This is a genomic window from Bacillus sp. JJ783 (genome assembly GCF_036963225.1).
Taxonomy (GTDB): domain Bacteria; phylum Bacillota; class Bacilli; order Bacillales; family Bacillaceae_G; genus Bacillus_A; species Bacillus_A cereus_U.
Map to the genome: position 1 here is coordinate 1 of NZ_JBALMG010000260.1, position 567 is coordinate 567.

The following is a 567-nucleotide window of genomic DNA, read 5'->3' on the forward strand; positions in this document are numbered from 1 at the left end:
ATCTCATTTTGCAACTTTTTAAATTGCTCAAAATGCATTGTTATAGATTGAATACTATTCCTTTCAACATTTTGCTTCACTAATAAAACGCCTGTATCGTGAAAAATCGCTTCAAGTTCTTTCCTTATAGATACTTTCGTAATATATGCGGTTTTAATTGCCGATAAAATTGCTATTTCATTAAACTTTAATTTTATTTCATTAGGACAAAATGCTTTTTCGATCAAAGTAACATCATTACTATAAATAAAAGCAACAAGTTTACTTGATTCTGCATCTGTTAAATCCACTGTTTTTATAACATTATCCATTACATTTTACCTCCTTTAATTCCGTATATATTAATTATACAAATTTACTCTTGTTAAAATTCAACTCTTCGTTAATTTTAACATACTTTTTTGCTTGATTGATTAAACAAAGCTTCAAACATTTTTCTATTCCGGAATATTTGTCAAATGAACCAATTAGACTATACCTTCATATAGTAGTGCAAACAATTACTTATAAAGTAGGTGAAAATTATGCCCTCAGTTGTGGGGAATTTAGTTGTACAAAATAGTAACG

1 protein-coding gene is annotated in these 567 nt (G+C 27.3%); it reads right to left on the reverse strand.

Annotated features, from left to right (window positions below; translation table 11 throughout):
* On the reverse strand, nt 1-311 hold a 311-nt coding region (locus tag V7038_RS29360; RefSeq protein ID WP_335696084.1), incomplete at its 3' end, for a hypothetical protein.
* Nucleotides 312-567 lie beyond the last annotated feature (256 nt).